Origin of the sequence: Comamonas sp. AG1104 (assembly GCF_003350425.1) — a bacterium.
GTDB classification, from domain to species: Bacteria; Pseudomonadota; Gammaproteobacteria; order Burkholderiales; family Burkholderiaceae_C; genus Comamonas; species Comamonas testosteroni.
Genome location: NZ_QQAS01000004.1, coordinates 370127 through 388315, shown reverse-complemented (window position 1 = coordinate 388315; position 18189 = coordinate 370127). Strand labels below are relative to the sequence as shown.

The following is an 18189-nucleotide window of genomic DNA, read 5'->3' as shown; positions in this document are numbered from 1 at the left end:
CATGCACCCACTCAGTGGGGCACGGTGTTCACAAAGCTGGGGCGCGCCGCCAGCTTGGCCAGCAAGGCAGCCAGGTTCGGATGCTCGGCGCGCCAGTCCATCTCGGGAAAGCGGAAATCCAGCCAGGCCAGGGCGCAGCCGACGCTGATATCGGCCAGCGTCAGATGCGTGCCTCCGCAGCAAAACGGCTTCTCGCCCAATCCCTGAGACATGACCTTGAGCGCGGCCTGGACCTTGCCCATCTGGCGGTCCATCCAGGCCTGGCTGCGCTGCTCTGCGCTGCGGCCGGGCCAGGTGGCCTCCAGCCGCACCAGAACCGCAGCGTCCAGCATGCCGTCAGCCAGGGCCTCCCAGGTCTTGACCTCGGCGCGCTCGCGGCCCGTGCCCGGAATCAGCTTGCCAACCGGCGAAAGTGTGTCCAGATATTCGACGATGACGCGCGAATCGAACATCGCCTCCGTGCCGTCCATCACCAGACGCGGCACCTTGCCCAGAGGATTGCCCGTACCGGGTGAAAGCGCTTCCTCCCAGGGGTTCTCTTCGACGAATTGATAGTCCAGCTTCTTTTCGGCCAGCACGACGCGGACTTTGCGCACAAAGGGGCTGGTGGTGGAGCCTATTAGTTTCATAGCAGCGGTTCCATGACACGAGTCACCGGCGACGGGCCGGTGCAATGATTCTATGCGCTGGCATGACGGCACGGCTGCCGTCGCAAAGGGCTTGCATGCATGCCAGCCACGGCTGCCGAGCAACCCAGCGCTGCGTGCGACTGATGCAGCGCACCTACAATTGCGCCACCATGAACCTGTCCTCCCTCACCGCCATCTCTCCCTTGGACGGCCGCTACGCCGCCAAGCTGTCCGCACTGCGCCCCATCATGAGCGAATACGGCTATATGCACCGCCGTGTTCAGGTCGAGGTGACCTGGTTCATCGCGCTGTCGGATGCCGGCTTTGCCGAATTCCCCGCGCTGTCGGCCGAATCGCGCGACTATCTGCACGCTCTGGTCGCCAACTTCTCCGAAGCCGATGCAGACGCCATCAAGGCCATCGAGAAGACCACCAACCACGACGTCAAGGCCGTGGAGTACTGGATCAAGTCCAAGTTCGACGGTCGCGCCGAGCTGCAAAAGGCCGCCGAGTTCGTGCACTTTGCCTGCACCAGCGAAGACATCAACAACACCAGCCACGCCCTGCAGATCCGCGTCGGCCGCGACACCGTGCTGATGCCCGCCATCGACGGCATCATCGCCAAGCTGCGCCAGATGGCCCACCTCTACGCCGAAGTGCCCATGCTCAGCCGCACCCACGGCCAGACCGCCTCTCCCACCACCGTGGGCAAGGAACTGGCCAATGTGGTCGTGCGCCTGCAAAAGGCCGCTGCCAACATCGCCGGCGTGAAGATCCTGGGCAAGATGAACGGCGCCGTGGGCAACTACAACGCCCACCTGTCGGCCTGGCCCGAGTTCGACTGGGAAGCCTTCAGCCAGAGCGTGGTGGAATCGGCCGAGCCCAAGGGTCTGGGCATCAGCTTCCAGCCCTACTCCATCCAGATCGAGCCCCATGACTACATGGCCGAGCTGTTCGATGCCATGGCTCGCACCAACACCATCCTGATCGACCTGTCGCGCGACATCTGGGGCTATGTCTCCCTGGGCTTCTTCAAGCAGCGCCTCAAAGCCGGCGAGATTGGCTCGTCCACCATGCCCCACAAGGTCAACCCCATCGACTTCGAGAACTGCGAAGGCAATCTGGGCATGGCCAACGCCATGCTCAAGCATCTGGCCGAGAAGCTGCCCATCAGCCGCTGGCAGCGGGACCTGACCGACTCCACCGTGCTGCGCAACATCGGCGTCGCCTTTGGCTACACCACGCTGGCCTACGCCTCGCTGATGACCGGCCTGAACAAGCTCGAACTCAACGAAGAGCGCCTGCAGGAAGACCTGAACCACGCCTGGGAAGTGCTGGCCGAGCCCATCCAGACCGTGATGCGCCGCTATGGCGTGCAGGGCGCCTACGAAAAGCTCAAGGAAGTCACGCGCGGCAAGACCGTGCTGGCCGAAGACCTGCACCGCCTGATCAACGGTCTGGAAATCCCCCAGGCCGACAAGGACCGTCTGCTGGCCATGACGCCTGCCTCCTACATCGGCAAGGCTGCCGAGCTGGCCAAGCGCGTTTGATTCGCAAGTTTGATCCGCAAAAAAGGATAGCTGCTATCGCTTGATACTCAAGCTTTTCAGCATCAAAGAGCTGCCAAAGCCAATGTTGATTGGCGATGGCAGCTCTTGTTTTTGATAGTTTTCAAAAGGACTGCCTGCGGGCAGCACCGCCATGGCCATCAAGTCCACCATCTTCAAAGCCAATCTGTCGATTGCCGACATCGACCACAACTACTACGCCGACCACAACCTGACGCTGGCGCGCCATCCCAGCGAAACAGATGACCGCATGATGGTGCGCCTGGTGGCCCTGGCGCTGAACGCCTGGAAGCTGCAAGACCTGTGCAACGGTGACGGCACGCTGGGCTTTGGCATCGGCTTGTCCGACCCTGATGATCCGGACGTGCACATCACCGACTACACCGGCCAGAAGCGTCTGTGGATCGAAGTCGGCCAGCCCGACGAAAAGCCCATCACCAAAGCCTGCAACAAGTCCGACCATATGCTGGTCTACCCCTTCAACCACGCCGCCCATGTCTGGTGGAAGGGTCTGGAAGGCAAGCTGGCCCGCCAGAGCAAGCTGGAAGTGCATTACATCGACTCGGAAGTGGCCCAGCAACTGGGTGCGCTGGCCGAGCGCAGCATGCAGCTGCAAGCCACGATTCAGGAAGGTCAGCTCACCCTGTCCAGCAATCTGGGCACGGTGTTTGTCGAGCCCACGCGCTGGAAATAAGCTTCAGAAACTCTGGCCGCGCCGCTCCGCCGCGCGCTCCGCATAGCGGGTGAAGCGCCAGGAGTCGCCCTCGACCGTGATGCGGCGCCATACGGCCCGCTTCTCGGCGGGCTCCATGGCCGTCCAGTACTGCACCTCGTCGAAACTGCGGCCGCAGCCCTTGCATTTCTCGTCGCCCTGGCTGGTGGAGCAGATAGCAATGCAAGGCGTATCGGGCATGGTGTCGAACCAGGCCAGCCAGGCAGCCATGGCATGTGATGGGAAACCCTCCACCGCCACCTCGGACTCGCAGGCATAAATCATCAGCGCATACACCTCGGCCAGGGCCTTGACCTCGGGTGCCAGCAGCACGCCGTCGGGCGATGGAGCACGACCTCGCCAGTAATTGATGGCGGCTTCGATGTCGGTGATGTGAATAGCAGTCATGGAGCAGGCATCATAAGCCGCTGCCATGAGGCCTGCGTCAGCAAGGTTGCTTCGTTTTTGGTAGCTGCCTGCGCTTTGTGCAAAGGCGCTGCAAGACGACTACTCAATATAAAACCTGTGAACTAGATGGGGTTTGAAACTTGAAATCCCATGCCTGCTGTGTTGAAATGCGCAGCTTCGAAGGGGAGTAGCTTATCGGGCGCATGCTTTGCGTCATGAGCGGATGGTCGTCAATACGAAGCGCAAGCTTCCGGCCATACGGTTTGCAGCCAGGCTGCAATCGAGCAAGACCTTTGATAGGCCGATGACGGTCAATCAAAGTGTCTGCCCCTGCACGATTCCTCGCGCGGGTTTGCGCTTCGACTTACGTCACCTTGGTCTTCACCCGCTGGCGTCAAGTGCCAAACCTATGCAGACTGCACCAGCGGCATTCCACAACGAGGAAAAATCACATGGATCTGGACTTTCTGACCCACACGCCCTTCTGGATTGCGCTGGGCCAAATCATCATCATCGACATCCTGCTCGGCGGCGACAACGCGGTCGTGATCGCACTGGCCTGCCGCAAGCTGCCACCCGAGCAGCGTCGCAAGGGCATCATCTACGGTACTGCCGGCGCCATCATCTTGCGCATCATCCTGATCGCCTTTGCCATGGTGCTGCTGCAGCTGCCATTCCTGAAGGTCGTGGGTGCCATACTGCTGATCTGGATCGGTATCAAGCTGATTGCTCCCGATGACGAAGGTCACGACAACATCGAAGGCAGCGACAAGCTGTTTGCCGCCATCAAGACCATCATCGTCGCCGACCTGGTGATGTCCGTGGACAACGTGATCGCCATCGCCGGCGCCGCCCAGAGCTCGGGCGACCACCAGATGCTGCTGATCGTGCTGGGTCTGCTGATTTCCGTGCCCATCATCGTCTGGGGCTCGCAGCTGGTCATCAAGCTGATGGAGCGCTTCCCCATGATCATCGTGGCCGGCGGCATGCTGCTGGGCTGGATCGCGGGCGGCATGTTCGTGACTGACCCCGTGTTCGTGAACACCGACAAGTGGCTGTGGATGCCCAAGCTGGGCACGACCGATGCACAAGGTCTGGCCGAGATCTCCAAGACCCTGTACTGGGCAGCCCATATCGGCGGCGCATTGCTGGTTCTGGCCCTTGGCAAGTTCATTGCCAGCCGCCGCCCTGCGGTTGCAGCCCACTAAGTCTGGAAAATCCAGCAATTCGTGAAGGAATGCGGGAACTGACCGCAACCTTCACGACTCACAATAGAAACAAGTCGGCACATTCCTACAGATGTGCCGCATTCTTCAACCTTCGTTCCCGTTAGGACGCACTTTGAACCCCATCATTGTTTACGTGGATGACGCCACATACGCCCAGCCTATGCTCGAGGCACTGGCGGGATCGAGCCAGGCGGCTTCCTCCCACTGGTTGCTGGTGGCCTGTGCTCCGCGCATGACCCACCGTGTGAGCAAATGGGTCAGCCATCGCGCTCGCGAGAACTGGCGCGGCAAATGGGCCGACAAGCTGTTTGCGGCGCTGATGCCCGTCATGGCGACGAGCGGCGGCAAGGTCACGCCCGTCTTGGCCAAGGGCCCGCTGACCGAGCTGGTTACCGAGCTGCAGCAAGAACATGGCGCAGCACAGATCATCGACGCCCGCCGCCCCAAGCAGGAGGCTGTACAAGCCGCTCCCGTCAAGGCCAACGCCAAGACAGGCGCCACCGGCGGCCGCTGGAATCTGCCTGGCACCATGGCGGCGATTGCCGCCATGATGGGCTTTGTGATCGACGACTCGCTCTCGATTTAAGAGCGCCAAGCACTCTCTGAATAAGCCTTGCGCGGCCAAAGCCTCGCAAGGCTTTTTTTATGATGTGCCGCGATGACCGCAGACACAGCCTGCTGCTATGCTGGTCAGCATGAAAATCCTCGTCAAATGGCTTCTTTGCGCGGCGGCTCTTCTCGCGGTCGCCTATGTCTACAGCGGCGTACAGGTACAGAGCTTCGGCTCGGCCATGATTGCGGCCCTGGTCATCGGCCTGCTCAACACCATCATTCGCCCCATCCTGGTGATACTGACGCTGCCCGTGACCATCATCACCGTGGGTCTGTTCCTGCTGGTGGTCAACGGCCTGATGTTCTGGATGGCCTCCGGCATCCTTGGCGGCTTCCATGTCACCGGCTTCTGGGCCGCCATGCTGGGTGCGCTGATCTACTCGGTGCTGGGCCTACTTATTGACCGCCTTGTCGCGCAGCTGTTCCCGGAGTAACTCTTCCACGGCACGCAAACGCGTGTCGATGATGGAAGCCTCGAAGTAATCGGCACCTGCACCAGCCTTGCGGGCCAGATCCTGCGCAGCCTTGAAGCGATCCACCGCTGCTGCATAGTCATAGTGCGCCACCTGAGCCTCGGCTTCGGCCCGCAGAGCTCGCATTTCCTGGCCCTGGCTGCGCCATACGCGGGCCAGCGTCTGCCAGGCAGAGCCATCGCGGGGATGGTCCGTCACCCAGGTCTGCAAGGGGCTGGCCATGGAGCCAGCCTGGTTGAGCCTGAGCAGGATTTCCGTCTTGAGCAACAGCTCTGGCCTGCGCGGTGCGACCCGCTCCACCACGTCAATCGTGGCCAAGCTCGGCCCGGCCTCGCGCGGCCCGGCCAGATTGCCGCTGGCCGTGACCCTGGGCGCCGCCTGGGGCGCATTGCCGGAGTGCAGCGGCAAGGCCGCCAAGGCCGCCTGCGGGTTGTCGGCCTTGAATTCGAGTTCGGCATTCAGCCATCTGGCCTGAATATTCGCTGGCGCATTGCCCGCCGTCGCCACGAGCAGCCGCTGCACCATCTCGCGCGCCAACGGCCAGTCGCGCAGATACATGGCGCTGAGAGTGGCTGCATAGAGCTGAGCGACCTGCTCGAACTGGCTCAAACTGGAAAAACTGCCGGAACGCGGCAGCCTGGCCCATTGGCGGCGCACCTCGACACCGGGATTGGAAATCACACGGGCGCGGGCCGACATCATCACATGTTCCAGCGTCGGCACAGGCTCCGCCGCACGCTTGCCCGGCGGAATGCGTGAATCCATGTCCGCGATGCGCTGGGTGGTCAAGGGGTGGCTGCGCAGATAGGGCCAGCTGCCGTTGTCATTGAGCCGGCTGGCCTGCTGCAGCTTGCCGAACATGCTCACAAAACCCTGGGGGGCAAAGCCGGCGGGAGACATCAGGCTGTAGCCCATGCGGTCCGCCTCGCTCTCCATGGCGCGCGAGAAATTCAGCTGGTTCTGCATCACGGCCGCCGGGCCTCCCATCATGATGGCCATGGCCGCATCGGGGCTGCGCGTGGCCGCCAGGGCGCCCAGGAGCATGGAAGCCAGCATCAGCGGCGTCTGCTTGCCTTGCTGCGCCATCATGCGGGCAATGTGGCGCTGGGTGATGTGGCTGGTTTCATGGGCAATGACCGAAGCCAGCTCATCGCCGCTGCTGACCACGCCAATCAGTCCCAGGTAGACGCCCATATAGCCGCCGGGCAACGCAAACGCATTGACCTGACGATCCTTGCCCAGCAGCAGCGTCCAGGCAAAGCGCTCCTCCAGCTCGTGCGACAGCTCGCCATTCTTGCGCGCCGCATCCTGCAAATGCAGCCAGATGCCTTCCACATACTCCTGCAGCACCGGGTCATCCAGATAGTCCGGGTCGCGGTACAGCTCGCGGGCGATGGAGTCACCCAGACGCCGCTCCTCGCCGGTGGTCAGCGACGAGGCACCGTCGCCCAGAGTCGGCAAACCCGCCGCCTGCGCAGAGGAAGCCAATGGGGAAACGGTCTGAATAGCTATCAAAACAGAAGCTGTCAGCGCTTTTAGAATATGAGCTGTACGCAGTTTTTGTATCAAAAATGGCATGGCAATCATGGCATTGCCGGCATACAGATCTCTGATATGCCGGCCGTTCAACACCCCACTATGATGCCTTGATTGATGGATGCGGCGAGATGCCCGCCTGTGATGCCCAGGTATAGCCGCCCTCCACCACCCACTCAACCTTGATTGAGCCGCAGAGCCGAACCCATCTGCTGCAGGAAAGAACCACCATGTCCTCTCTTACCCACTTCGACGCCCAAGGCCAGGCCCATATGGTGGACGTCGGAGCCAAACCCAGCACCCACCGCATTGCCGTGGCCGAAGGCCGCATCACCATGAAGCCCGAGACCCTGGCCATTGTGCAGGCCGGCACAGCCAAAAAAGGCGACGTGCTGGGCGTGGCCCGCATCGCCGCCATCATGGCCGCCAAAAAGACCAGCGACCTCATCCCCCTCTGCCACCCCCTGGCCCTGACCCGCGTCGCCGTGGAGTTTGAGCTGGAGCCAGAATCCAATTCCATCCTCTGCACCGCCACCGTCGAACTGAAGGGCCAGACCGGCGTGGAAATGGAAGCCCTGACCGCCGTACAGGTCGGCTTGCTGACTATCTACGATATGTGCAAGGCGGTGGATAAGGGGATGGTGATGGAGGGGGTTAGGGTGCTGGAGAAAAAAGGAGGGAAATCAGATTAGTCCCATTTTTTCAATCGCTCAGATTCCTTGTCGGAAAGTAATTTCCCCATTGGGAATCATACGTCTTGATTTTTTTCTCGAGATGCATACAGCTATCTCTCCCAAAAAAAAGACAGTAATTTATTATTTCCTTTTTTACTCTAGAATAATCTTTTTCATTTATTGATATAAATATTGAAATTTCCATTATTTTTGGAGTTGGCAATGACCGAGACAAATCAATCAAATATTGATTTTTATCTCCTGTAACTTTATTCAGCGATGGCATATCCGCAATAAGATGTGCATCCAAAAAATCACAGTACATTTTAAGAAAACACTTGCCAGACCCCGTAAATGGGGCACTTAACTCAACATTCAAATTTTGCAGTCTTAATTTTTTGAAATTTTTCTCAATTGAATAGAAATCAAATATTGAATAGATAGTAAGAGAAGAAATAGTGACATACACAACATAAAAAACGACAGACTTTATTTTAGTAACCTGCGTATCATTTATCAATGGATTTGCAAGCCCAATAAATAATGAAAGTGGAAGTAAGAAGTAAGCATAGTTCTCAGGATACTCAAGCATTGAATGCGTAATAATTGGTATTATCGCCAAATATGCGTACCCAGAAATTGATTCTTTGGCTTCTTGAAATGCTTTAATTATTATTTTTATCAAAACCAATGAAAATATCAATGCAAAAGGAACACCAAACATCAAGGCAATATCTACAATAATATTGTGACTACTACTTGGAACACTTCCCTCTGCAAAGCCCAAGTGACCTGGCAGCACTTCTTTATACATACCAATGATATTTCCAGGGCCATAACCGAGTAAATATTTCTCTTTTAAACCATCCCAAGCCATAGACCATAGGAGATATCTACCTGACTCAAGGCCACGGTCCCCCTGGGATGCAAAAGACAAAGGCGATATATCCATCCACCAAGGAAATGTTTGAGCAATTAAAAATAATGAAATTAACGGCAAAAAACCCAGAAAAATATATTTCTTCTCAAATTTCTTGATGCAGGCGTAATATATCCCAACAAGAAATAAAGATATATAAGCTGTTCGCGAGTACGTCAGATATATGCAAAAACTAGAAACCGAAATAAACAACGAGACGACTACAACATTTTTTGCGTTTCTAGAAAAATAAAGCGCTGCGCAGATGCCTAGAGAAAGCAATGTAGCCAAATGATTTGGCTGAGCCAAATTAGCAGAGAATCTATCGCCGGAAGCAGGATAAATCCAGATATTTGTTATTAGCTCATTGTTAGCATAACCTAGCCATTGATAAATGACGATGAAACTACTGATTGTCGATGCGAGAACTATTGCAATCAATAGAGATTTAAAAAAATCTTCTTTACTTTTACTGCCATCATTGATAGAAGCTGCGACCGTATAAAAGATCAGCGCATTTCCAGCATACAGCAAATATGTAAGATTTTTTGTTCCCCAATACCTCTCTCCTTGCGCATTGAATAAACTTATTACTAAGCTTCCAACAAAAAGATAAAATATCAAGTCATGCTTAAATATTAAATCTTTTCTCAGAAATAGCAGCACCAATAAAGATATTGTGATATATGAAACCACCTCGTTATTTATTGACGAGATTAGTGGTGACTGTACACTCCATAAAAAACAGGTAGAAATTGCAAAAGAGATCAATAAATAACATATGGATCTGCTAAAGAAAAAGGCCCTGTCTAGGGCCTTTTTCTCGCCAAGCATTTTCAGCTTAAGCCACATATTAACTAGCTTAACGGCACTCAGAGGGAACGTACTTCTGCTTTGTAGTGTCAGAAATACCGCATCTCCAAGAGATGTTGCCGTCGGGCACAGTACCAGAGGCAATTGCACTCCCTGCAACTGTAGGTGTCAATGTCAGCGTAATGTTCTTTGCCGCAGAGGAGGTAACAACAGTAATAACACCGTTATTAGATGCCACAGACAAGCTTGCTACATTGCTGGTCGCGGAAATTCCTGTAAAACCCAGGCTCAGGTCACGGCCAGTAGCTGCATTTTCAGAAACCAGTGTCTTAGCGGCAGCAGCTTGCACCAAGCCTTCAGACACACGTGCGCGCACGGTGTAATCCTGATAAGCAGGCAGAGCCACAGCAGCCAGAATACCGATGATCGCGACAACGATCATCAGTTCGATCAGGGTGAAACCCTTTTGAATGGAACGCTTCATTTCAAACTCCCTAGTTGGATGAGACCTAAGGTATCAAGCAAGCTGCATGCCAACAATTTGGCAAAGGCAGGCTGCATTCAAGACGACACCTTTGGCAACATTCACGCGAGTCTGAGTAACAATTTTGGCGATCCAATCGCAAGCGGTGACAAATTTGTCAGATGCTTAACACCCGTCAAGCCGGTCTGTCACTCCACGACGAAGCGCATGGTGCTGCCCGCCAGGTCCACCGTGTCGCCATTGAGCAGCGGCACAGACAGAGGGCCCACGACCTGGCCATTGAGCTTGAGGTCTTCGCTTGCGCCCTCCAGTTGGGTGAGCACAAAGCCATGAGGTTTTTGGGTGATGGAGGCGATGGCTACACCAGGCTTGCCCAGGGTGGTGACGACCTTGAAAAGAGGTATTTCCCTGCCGGCCAGGCTGCCAGTGAGCATGCGAATCACGGCGTGGCGCTCAGGCAGCGCGGCGAGCGAGCCCTGGATGGTGGAGCTGAAGCTGGAGATTTCACCAAACCCGGAGGGGCTGGCAAGCTTGGCGTAGCCGCTGTCTGCCTCTTCGGAAATATGCGCCAGCGCCTTTTTGCCGCCTTGGGCCGCTGGCGTATTCGTGTCGGCAATCACGGTATCGAGAAAGCGGATCTTGTAGCGGCCAATGTCCAGCAGGTCGCCGTTGAGTAGGCCCTGCTTCTGGATGGCACGACCGTTGACATAGGTGCCGTTGGTGCTGCGCAGGTCTTCAATGCTGACCTTGCCGCCAGAGATGGTGAGCACGGCATGCTCGCCGCTGACCGCCAGATTCTCGATCACGATGTCGTTGTAAGGACGACGACCCAAAGTCGTGCGCTCCTTGGTGAGCTGTACTTCCTTGATGACTGCGCCGTCGATTGAGATGACCAAAGTCGGCATGCTCGAAGCTCCTGAGGAAACGCCAAGTCCTGCTTGGCTGCACTGGCTAGGACCACTCCCACTTGAGTGTGTGATTCAGCGCTCGATCATCAATCGTAACTGGATGAAACGCGCCCGCATGCAGCATCTTATTTCACTAATTCGATGACGCCAGCTAACCGATTGAAATTTTCAACCTGGCTGCCATTCACCTGCAACTTCTTGGGAAGCACTTCGGCAATCTATCGAGTCGCCACATAAAAAAACCCACGCTGATTGGAGCGCGGGCTTTTTGCAAATCTTTGCAAAGTGGCGGCAGCCACCTGTCCGTGATTTAGAAGGGGATGTCGTCATCCATGTCGTCAAACCCCGAAGCTGCGCGCTGGGGAGGAGGAGCCATGGGTGCAGGAGCAGAACGCTGCTGCATGGGTGCCGGTGCGGGGCGCTGCTGCATCGGAGCGGGAGCCTGACGGCGGGGTGCTTCGTAGCTGCTTTCGCCATAGCCATCATCGCTGCCATAGCCGCCTTGCTGCTGGCCACCACCCTGGCGGCTGCCCAGCATCTGCATGGCGTCAGCACGGATTTCGGTGGCGTAGCGTTCCTGGCCGGAGGCCTGGTCGGTCCACTTGCGGGTGCGCAGGCTGCCTTCCACATAGACCTGGCTGCCCTTGCGCAAGTACTGACCCACGATTTCGGCCAGTTTGCCGTTGAAGACCACGCGGTGCCATTCGGTGGCTTCGCGGTTCTCGCCGGTGTTCTTGTCGCGCCAGCGGTCTGTGGTGGCGATGGTCACATTGGCCACCTGATCGCCGCTGGGGAAGGTGCGCATTTCAGGGTCACGACCCAGATTGCCGACGATGATGACTTTGTTGACGGATGCCATAGAGATACCTTTTCAAAAAGTGGCCCGGGTAGTCAAGAAAGGTCCCGAACCAATGAACCTCGTATTTTGCCCCAAGCCAGCCATGAAGAGCACGGGATTGCCCTATATCCCATCACGGCGATACATGGTGCCCCAGCAGGAAAGGGGCCACTGCACGCGAGCAGCCGAGCAAGGGCAGCCCCGCTGCGAGGGCTGCGTCCCCCTCCGCGTAGCACAGAGGGGGAAGGCGGGGGCGCCTAGGCGCACAGCGCCTCAGGGGGTGTTGCTGTAATTCAGTGGCGCCCCACCGGACGCAGCGGCCAGGTCACGACCAGCCACAGGGCAACCAGCACAGCCGTCATGATGAACAGGCCCGGCACGCCCGCAAACTTGGCGACTGCACCACCGACAGCGCCGCCGGCAAACAGCCCCAGCGACTGGAGCGTGTTGTAGGCCCCCAAGGCCGCACCGCGCAGCGGCGCCGGCGCCATGCGCGAGACCAGACTTGGCTGGGTGGCCTCAAGAGCATTGAAGCCGCAGAAAAACAGAAACATCAGCAGCGCCATACACCAGACCGTAGGAATAGTGCCGCTGGCGGCCAGCATGCCCAGACCGATCTGCACGACCAGTACCAGACCGATGGCCCCCAGCAAGGCTGTGCGCAGCCTGCCCTTGCGCTCCATGGAAAACAGCAGGCCCATGGCCACAAAGGACAGCAGCACGGCCGGCAGATAGATATGCCAGTGCTGCTCCTTGGCCAGACCGGCCTGCACCAGCATGGCAGGCACGGCCACCCACATGGACATCTGCACGGTATGCAGAATGAAAACGCCAAAATTCAGGCGCAGCAGATCGGACTGGCCCAGCAGCTCGCTGAACCGGCCCTTGGGCGCATCGGCATGCTGCCTGGGCTCGGGCGGCACCACCCACAGCACCACGGCAATGCCGGCCAGCGCCAGCGCGCAGGTCAGGCCGAAGATGCCGGACAGCCCGATCCAGGCGTTGAGCAGCGGCGCCAGCACCAGCGCCAGCGCAAACATCAGCCCAATGCTGCCGCCGACCATGGCCATGGCCTTGGTACGCACGCCGTCGCGCGTCAGATCGGCCAGCAGGGCCGTGACGGCGGCAGACACGGCGCCTGCGCCCTGAATGGCACGTCCGGCCATCAGGCCGGTCAGCGAGTCAGCCATGGCCGCAATCAGGCTGCCTGCCGCAAATACCAGCAGGCCGGCGACGATGACCGGCTTGCGGCCGATACGGTCGGAGGCCAGGCCGATGGGCAACTGGAACAGGGCCTGAGTCAGGCCATACAGACCCATGGCCAGGCCGATCATGGCCGGGTCGTCACCGCCCGGGTATTTGCGTGCCTCCAGCATGAAGACGGGCAGCACCAGGAACAGGCCCAGCATGCGCAGCGCAAAGATCAGCGCCAGGGCGCCGCTGGAGCGGCGTTCCTGGGAGGTCATGGTGGAGGAGGATTTGTCCGTGCCCTGCGTGCCCGCGCTGGGGGAGGTAATGATTTTTTTCACGCTCAGATTTTGCCAAGAGTCAAAGTCTTATGCCCAGGTTAACTAAATCACTGCCGGGCAAAAGAGAGGAAATAAAACCGTAGATTGTCCGTGAACCTGGATCATCTAGTCACGCACAAGCCCGTCTGACTATCATGGAGAGTTTTCCCCGTCTGGAGCGCCCGTGTCCCTGAAGCCTGATTCGCCCTCTGAAGTCCACGATGACAGCCTCTATCTGGGCCGTTCTCTGGCGCAGACACGCATCGCCATTCGCGGTGCACGCACGCACAACCTCAAGAACATCGACCTGGACATTCCCCGCAACCAGCTGGTGGTGATCACCGGCCTTTCGGGCTCGGGCAAGTCCAGCCTGGCCTTCGATACCTTGTACGCCGAAGGCCAGCGTCGTTATGTGGAGAGCCTCTCGGCCTATGCACGCCAGTTTCTGGGCCGCCTGGACAAACCCGACGTTGATCTGATCGAGGGCCTGTCGCCCGCCATTTCCATCGAGCAAAAGGCCACCAGCCACAACCCGCGCTCCACCGTAGGCACGGTGACCGAGATCAACGACTATCTGCGCCTGCTCTACGCCCGTGCTGGCACGCCGTTCTGCCCCGACCACAATCTGCCGCTGCAGGCCCAGACCATCAGCCAGATGGTGGACAGCGTGCTGCAGCTGCCCGAAGACACCAAGCTGATGATCCTCGGCCCCCTGGCGCGCGAGAAAAAGGGCGAGTTCGCCGAGCTTTTCGTGCAGCTCCAGGCCCAGGGCTATGTGCGCTTTCGCGTCGACGGGCAGATCTACGATGCACAGTCCCTGCCCAAGCTGGAGAAGAACGAGCGCCACAACATCGACGTGGTGATAGACCGCGTCAAGGTGCGCGAAGACGTCAAGCAGCGCCTGGCAGAAAGCTTCGAGGCAGCCTTGCGCGCCGGCGGTGCCGATGCCGGCGGCCGCGTCATCGCGCTGGAGATGGACGGAGGCAAGGAGCATCTGTTCAGCGCCAAGTTCGCCTGCCCGCTCTGCGACTACTCCCTGCCCGAGCTGGAGCCGCGCCTGTTTTCCTTCAACTCGCCCATGGGAGCCTGCCAGGCCTGCGACGGCCTGGGCAACAGCGAAGCCTTCGACCCCGACCGCGTCGTGCCCTTCCCGTCGCTGAGTCTGGCCAGCGGCGCCATCAAGGGCTGGGACAAGCGCAACAACTACTACTTCTCCATGCTGGAGAGCGTGGCCAAACACTATGGCGTGAGCACCGAGACGGCATTCGAGGAACTGCCCGAGAAAGTACGCAACGTGATTCTCTTTGGCTCGGGCGACGAGTCCATGGAATTCAACTATGTTTTCGAGAGCGGCGAACGCAAGGGCGAAGCCTTCATCAAGTCGCACCCGTTCGAGGGCATCATCCCCAACATTCAGCGCCGCTTTCGCGAGTCCGAATCCCAGGTGGTACGCGACGACCTGGCCAAGCTGCGCAGCGTTCGCAAATGCCCCGAATGTGAAGGCACGCGCCTGCGCCGAGAAGCACGCTTTGTACGCGTGGGCGATGGCGAGCAGGCCCGCTCCATCTATGAAGTCAGCCATGCCACGCTGGCCGATGCACTGGGCTGGTTCAAGCAGCTGAGCATGGCCGGAGCCAAGGCCGAAATTGCGGACAAGATCGTGCGCGAGATCGCCTCGCGCCTGCTCTTCCTCAACGATGTAGGCCTGTCCTACCTGAGCCTGGACCGCAGCGCCGACACGCTCTCGGGTGGCGAAGCCCAGCGCATTCGCCTGGCGTCCCAGATCGGCTCGGGCCTGACGGGCGTGATGTATGTGCTGGACGAGCCCTCCATCGGGCTGCACCAGCGCGACAACGACAAGCTGATTGCGACACTCGAGCATCTGCGCGATATCGGCAACAGCGTGATCGTGGTCGAGCATGACGAAGACATGATGCGCGCAGCCGACCAGATCATCGACATGGGCCCGGGCGCCGGCGTGCATGGCGGTCGCATCATGGCCCAGGGCAGCTACGAAGACATCAAGGCCAGCCCCGATTCGCCCACAGGCCGCTACCTGAGCGGCGTGCAAAGCATCCCCGTGCCCAGGCAGCGCACCGCCTGGCTGCCCGTGCTGCGCAAGGAAAGTGAAGCCGAGGCCGCCCAGAGCACATCGCGCTTTCCCGTTACTGCCGCCAAGAAGCGGGAATCTGCGAGCAAGGCGCGCACCGACCTTCAGGCGCTGACCGTGCAAGGCGCGCGCGGCCACAACCTCAGGAATGTGACGGTGGACTTCCCCGTCGGCCTGTTCACCTGCGTGACCGGCGTCTCCGGCTCGGGCAAGTCCACCCTGGTCAACGACACGCTGTATGCCGAAGCGGCACGCCAGATACACCGCGCAGGCACCGAGCCGGCGGCGCATGACGACATCGCCGGCATCGACTATTTCGACAAGGTCATCAACGTCGACCAGTCACCCATCGGCCGCACGCCGCGCAGCAACCCGGCAACCTATACCGGCCTGTTCACGCCGATCCGCGAGCTGATGGCAGAAACCAATACCGCCAAGGAGCGCGGCTACGGCCCCGGGCGTTTCTCGTTCAACGTCTCGGGCGGCCGTTGCGAAGCCTGCCAGGGCGACGGCGTGGTCAAGGTGGAAATGCATTTTCTACCCGATGTCTACGTGCCCTGCGACCTCTGCCACGGCCAGCGCTACAACCGCGAGACGCTGGAAGTGCAGTGGAAGGGCAGGAACATCTCGCAGATTCTGGAGATGACGGTCGAAGACGCTCATGCCTTCTTCAAGGACGTGCCCAGCATTGCGCGCAAGCTGCAGACCCTGCTGGACGTGGGCCTGTCCTATATCCGCCTGGGCCAGAGCGCGACCACGCTGTCGGGCGGCGAGGCCCAGCGCGTCAAACTCGCGCAGGAACTGTCCAAGCGCGACACCGGCCGCACGCTCTACATCCTCGACGAACCCACCACGGGCCTGCACTTTGCCGACATCGCCCTGCTTCTGAAAGTGCTGCACCAGCTGCGCGATGCGGGCAACACCATCGTCGTGATCGAGCACAACCTCGACGTCATCAAGACCGCCGACTGGCTGATCGACATGGGCCCCGAGGGCGGCTCGGGCGGTGGCCAGGTCGTGGCCCAGGGCACACCCGAAGACATCGCAGCCAACCCGGCCAGCGTGACGGGCCGCTACCTCAAGCCCTATCTGGACAAGGCTCCCGCAAAATCCAGAGCCAAATCGACCACAAGCCAGGACTGACCAAACGCAGCCAGCCATGCAGGACCATGACCGGCGACACAGAGGAGAGAATCAATGCAGAAAGATGTCTGGGATTTCGTCATCGTGGGCGCGGGCATGGCCGGAGCCTCCGCCGCCTGGCAATTGGCGCAGTCGGGTGGCGAAACTCCGCCTTCCGTCCTGGTGCTGGAGCGCGAATCCCAGCCCGGCTATCACACCACCGGCCGCTCGGCCGCACTGTTTGAAGAGCATTACGGTCCTGCCCAGGTACAGGCCCTGACCCGCGCCAGCCGCGCCTTCTACGATGCGCCGCCGGCCGGATTTGCCGAAGCCCCTATCCTCACGCCGCGCGGCGTGCTCTATGTGGGCACGGCCGATCAGCGGGATCTGGTGGATGCCGCCTACTCCGAGGCCCAGATTCACTCCCCGGATGCCCAGCGCCTGAGCGCCGCACAGCTCAAGGCGCTGGTTCCCGTGCTCGACACCGAGGTGCTGGTGGACGGCTTTCTCGATACTGGTGCGCGCGACATCGACGTGCACGGTCTGCACCAAGGCTATATCCGCGGCCTGCGCCAGCGCGGCGGCGACCTGTGGTGCAACGCCGAGGTCCAGGCCATCACCCGGGTCAACGACTGCTGGCATATCGCCCTGCCCCAGGGACTGAGCCTTCGTGCCAAGGTCATCGTCAACGCCGCCGGGGCCTGGGTGGATGTCGTGGCCGCCATGGTGGGCGCGGCTCCCATCGGCATCACGCCCAAGCGCCGCAGTGCCTTCACCTTCCCTGTCCCCGAAGGCTTGGACGCCACGCACTGGCCCGCCATCATCAGCGCCGATGAAAACTGGTACATCAAGCCCGACGCCGGCCAGCTGCTGGGCTCGCCGGCCAATGCAGACCCCGTGGCACCGCACGACGTGGTGCCCGAAGAGTTAGACATTGCCACCGGCATCTATCACATAGAGGAAGCCACCACGCTGGAAATCCGCCGCCCCTCGCATACCTGGGCCGGTCTGCGCAGCTTTGTCGCCGATGGCGAGCTGGTGATCGGCTGGGATGCCTCACCCACGCCCGTGCCGGGCTTTTTCTGGGTCGCCGCCCAAGGCGGCTATGGCATCCAGAGCGCCGCTGGCTACAGCCTGCTGGCGCGCAATCTGCTGCTTGGGGAAACGCTGGATGCGGCGCTGGCCGCGCAGCAGGTGAATGTGGGGGCGGTGTCGCCTGCGCGTTGTCAGCTGGCGCCCCAGAATTGAGAGCTGGTTGCGCTTTTTAGGACTGCGCTTGATGCCGATTTGATTCAATTATTACGGCTTGCTTGATTGGCACTCAGAGGGCGGGGCTCGACCCGCCAGCCGACCTACTTTCTGGCGTGCCAGAAAGTAGGCACAGAGCCGGCCCCTACTGCCCACGTCCCTCCGCTACGCTGCGGGCAACCTGCGTGGGCACAAGGGGCAATACCGGATAGCTTCTTTGAGAATTGATAGCTGCTACCGCAATCTAGATAAGCGTCGGAAGCCAATTTCTTCACATTGCCTTGAGTTCACCCGCCGAGGCGAAACCCGGCCCCTGCCAACAAATCAAGCACGACACCGAAAAAACGCAAAAACAAAAACGGCCTGCGCCCCAAAGACACAAGCCGTTTCCCAACCGA

At 59.3% G+C, this 18189-nt stretch carries 16 protein-coding genes; 8 read left to right on the top strand and 8 right to left on the bottom strand.

The window, feature by feature from the left end:
• Positions 1-11: 11 nt before the first annotated feature.
• Complete coding sequence (locus DFO48_RS13610) at positions 12-629, bottom strand: glutathione S-transferase C-terminal domain-containing protein (RefSeq protein ID WP_003072223.1); 618 nt, start codon at positions 627-629, stop codon at positions 12-14.
• A 170-nt stretch (positions 630-799) separates the two neighbouring features.
• On the opposite strand from DFO48_RS13610, the gene purB reads away from it, so the two are divergent.
• Positions 800-2179: an adenylosuccinate lyase gene (gene purB / locus DFO48_RS13605; RefSeq protein WP_114863843.1), complete on the top strand. Its 1380-nt coding sequence runs from the start codon at positions 800-802 to the stop codon at positions 2177-2179.
• 151 nt (positions 2180-2330) lie between these two features.
• Positions 2331-2891, top strand: coding sequence for a YaeQ family protein (locus DFO48_RS13600; RefSeq protein WP_003072218.1), 561 nt, complete (start codon positions 2331-2333; stop codon positions 2889-2891).
• A gap of 3 nt (positions 2892-2894) precedes the next feature.
• Here DFO48_RS13600 and DFO48_RS13595 read toward each other — a convergent pair whose 3' ends face one another.
• Positions 2895-3344, bottom strand: coding sequence for a DUF3717 domain-containing protein (locus DFO48_RS13595; RefSeq protein WP_003072217.1), 450 nt, complete (start codon positions 3342-3344; stop codon positions 2895-2897).
• Between the two features lie 425 nt (positions 3345-3769).
• Here DFO48_RS13595 and DFO48_RS13590 point away from each other — a divergent pair, with 425 nt between their 5' ends.
• The 3 genes from DFO48_RS13590 to DFO48_RS13580 all read left to right on the top strand — a co-directional run bounded on the left by DFO48_RS13590 (position 3770) and on the right by DFO48_RS13580 (position 5592).
• On the top strand, positions 3770-4525 hold the full coding sequence (locus tag DFO48_RS13590; protein ID WP_003066777.1) for a TerC family protein: 756 nt from the start codon (positions 3770-3772) through the stop codon (positions 4523-4525).
• 133 nt (positions 4526-4658) lie between these two features.
• Complete coding sequence (locus DFO48_RS13585; RefSeq protein WP_003072214.1) at positions 4659-5132, top strand: hypothetical protein; 474 nt, start codon at positions 4659-4661, stop codon at positions 5130-5132.
• 109 nt (positions 5133-5241) lie between these two features.
• Positions 5242-5592 (top strand): phage holin family protein, encoded by a 351-nt coding sequence (locus DFO48_RS13580; RefSeq protein WP_034348032.1) that lies wholly within the window; start codon positions 5242-5244, stop codon positions 5590-5592.
• Here the strand turns inward: DFO48_RS13580 and DFO48_RS13575 are convergent.
• Positions 5551-7209: a M48 family metalloprotease gene (locus DFO48_RS13575; RefSeq protein WP_114863842.1), complete on the bottom strand. Its 1659-nt coding sequence runs from the start codon at positions 7207-7209 to the stop codon at positions 5551-5553. The genes DFO48_RS13580 and DFO48_RS13575 overlap by 42 nt on opposite strands.
• A 188-nt stretch (positions 7210-7397) precedes the next feature.
• Between DFO48_RS13575 and moaC the strand changes: the two genes are divergently transcribed.
• On the top strand, positions 7398-7859 hold the full coding sequence (gene moaC, locus DFO48_RS13570) for a cyclic pyranopterin monophosphate synthase MoaC (RefSeq protein ID WP_114863713.1): 462 nt from the start codon (positions 7398-7400) through the stop codon (positions 7857-7859).
• Positions 7860-7869: 10 nt separating this feature from the next.
• Here the strand turns inward: moaC and DFO48_RS13565 are convergent, their stop codons facing one another.
• The 5 genes from DFO48_RS13565 to DFO48_RS13545 all read right to left on the bottom strand — a co-directional run bounded on the left by DFO48_RS13565 (position 7870) and on the right by DFO48_RS13545 (position 13332).
• Positions 7870-9456, bottom strand: coding sequence for a PglL family O-oligosaccharyltransferase (locus tag DFO48_RS13565; protein WP_158545665.1), 1587 nt, complete (start codon positions 9454-9456; stop codon positions 7870-7872).
• 166 nt (positions 9457-9622) lie between these two features.
• Positions 9623-10057 (bottom strand): pilin, encoded by a 435-nt coding sequence (locus tag DFO48_RS13560; RefSeq protein ID WP_114863711.1) that lies wholly within the window; start codon positions 10055-10057, stop codon positions 9623-9625.
• 188 nt (positions 10058-10245) lie between these two features.
• A complete protein-coding gene (locus DFO48_RS13555) occupies positions 10246-10962 on the bottom strand; it encodes an FHA domain-containing protein (protein WP_114863710.1) in 717 nt (238 codons plus the stop codon).
• A 313-nt stretch (positions 10963-11275) separates the two neighbouring features.
• The gene (ssb, locus tag DFO48_RS13550) at positions 11276-11824 is read right to left on the bottom strand and encodes a single-stranded DNA-binding protein (RefSeq protein WP_003072196.1); all 549 of its coding nucleotides are present in this window, start codon (positions 11822-11824) and stop codon (positions 11276-11278) included.
• 272 nt (positions 11825-12096) lie between these two features.
• The gene (locus DFO48_RS13545; RefSeq protein WP_370449577.1) at positions 12097-13332 is read right to left on the bottom strand and encodes an MFS transporter; all 1236 of its coding nucleotides are present in this window, start codon (positions 13330-13332) and stop codon (positions 12097-12099) included.
• A gap of 163 nt (positions 13333-13495) precedes the next feature.
• Between DFO48_RS13545 and uvrA the strand changes: the two genes are divergently transcribed.
• A complete protein-coding gene (gene uvrA / locus DFO48_RS13540) occupies positions 13496-16564 on the top strand; it encodes an excinuclease ABC subunit UvrA (protein ID WP_114863709.1) in 3069 nt (1022 codons plus the stop codon).
• 54 nt (positions 16565-16618) lie between these two features.
• Positions 16619-17791 carry an FAD-binding oxidoreductase gene (locus DFO48_RS13535; protein WP_003072189.1) on the top strand — a complete coding sequence of 391 codons (1173 nt, stop codon included), beginning with the start codon at positions 16619-16621 and terminating at the stop codon, positions 17789-17791.
• The last annotated feature ends 398 nt before the right edge of the window (positions 17792-18189 follow it).